The sequence below is a fragment of the Azonexus sp. genome (genome assembly GCF_036170495.1).
Lineage (GTDB): Bacteria > Pseudomonadota > Gammaproteobacteria > Burkholderiales > Rhodocyclaceae > Azonexus.
On record NZ_JAVHPH010000018.1, the window covers coordinates 1 to 1388 of the forward strand.

The window sequence follows — 1388 nt, forward strand, 5'->3', positions numbered from 1 at the left end:
CGCTGGTGGTTTCGAGTTCGCGTTCGAGTTCGTGGATGCGCGCTTCGGATTCCTGAACCTTTTGCTGGGTTGACCGTAGCTCGTCACGCGAGCGCTGGGCGTTGATCTGGATCGTCCGGGTTTCGCGCATGACTTCGCCAAGCACGCTTTCCAGTTCGGAGATGTCATTGGCTGAACTGATTTTGCCAGCGCAGCTTTCGATTTTGTCGTGGTAGTCGGAGGTCGCCTCGGCGAAGTCGGCAAGGTGATCGACGAAACCGGCGAGCATGCTCTTGATGGCATCCCGGGCTTCGGAAAGGCTGGCCTTGAGCTGGCTTTGTTTGTAGAGGACTTCCTTCAGCCGTCGTTCGGCGTCATCGAGGGCACGCTGCGATAGCGGCTTGTCAATGATTTCACGGACGACGTCGATTTGGCCGTGCAGCCAGTGGTCGTCGAGGACCAGGTCGGTGATGTTGCCGACGAGCAGGCGGAGCAGGCCAAGGAGGCTGTGGCGGAGTTCCGCCTGATCTTCGGCCAGCAGTTCGAGCTTGAAGGCGAAACGCTTGAGGCGAGTGAGGAATTCCTGCAGTTGGGCCGGGCTCGCGGCGCTCCGGATGTCTTGGGCCAGTGCCTTGGCGTCCGTTGAGAGCTGCGGACTTTCGACCAACTGTGTGGCCATGGCTGTTTCGAGCGTAAAAGCAAATAATTCACGCAGTTCGGGTAGCAGATCGGCGGTGGTTACGGTCAACCGGGAATTGGGGCCAATTTCTGAATTGGCCACTTCACCGGCGGCGACAGGTTCGGCGTCCTTGCCTTGCCCCCAGGAGCGCAACAGGCTCTGTAGGCGGGTGAATAGGGTGTCCGGGTTCGCGGTGTTGCTCGTCAAAACGTGTTCGAGCGACTCGCGCTTGCGGGCCGAGGTTAGGCCCGGGTGTTTGGCATCCCATTGGCGCAACAGATCGGCTATTAGCTCTGACCAGGCTAGTTTTTGGGATTCGGCAAGGCCGGCGACGAAGTCGCCCAGGTGCTTCTTGTAGTCATCCCAATTGGCCGCTTTGACCGCCTCTTCAAGTTGCCGGGCCAGACGCAACTGGTCCGGCGAGGCCTTGGGCAGGGCGGCGGCGAGCGAGCGTAATTGCCCGTCCGGAAACGAAGCGCCGGCCGGCTTGGTTCCGGCTATCTCGTGATAAAGCGTCAGGTAATTCTCTGGTGATGGGGGAATACGGCGTACAGCCAGCAGTCGCAGGGTTTCCCGGGCGATCTCGAAGGGATTGGTGAGTGTGCTCATGTCGAAATTTGATTGTTCAAGCTATAATCGCGCCCCATCACTTGGGCCCCCGTAGCATGAAGGTCGTGCAGTTGATTTGTAATCATCAGGTAGCGGTTCGATTCCGTTCGGGGGCACCAGT

General features: G+C 59.3%; 1 protein-coding gene and 1 tRNA gene. One reads left to right on the forward strand and one right to left on the reverse strand.

Features of this window, described 5'->3' with window-relative positions:
• The coding region (locus ADADOO_RS00940; protein WP_511274291.1) for a GGDEF domain-containing protein at positions 1–1267 on the reverse strand (1267 nt) is incomplete at its 3' end.
• A 45-nt stretch (positions 1268–1312) separates the two neighbouring features.
• Between ADADOO_RS00940 and ADADOO_RS00945 the strand changes: the two genes are divergently transcribed.
• Positions 1313–1386 (forward strand) — tRNA-Thr (locus tag ADADOO_RS00945).
• Positions 1387–1388: the final 2 nt, after the last annotated feature.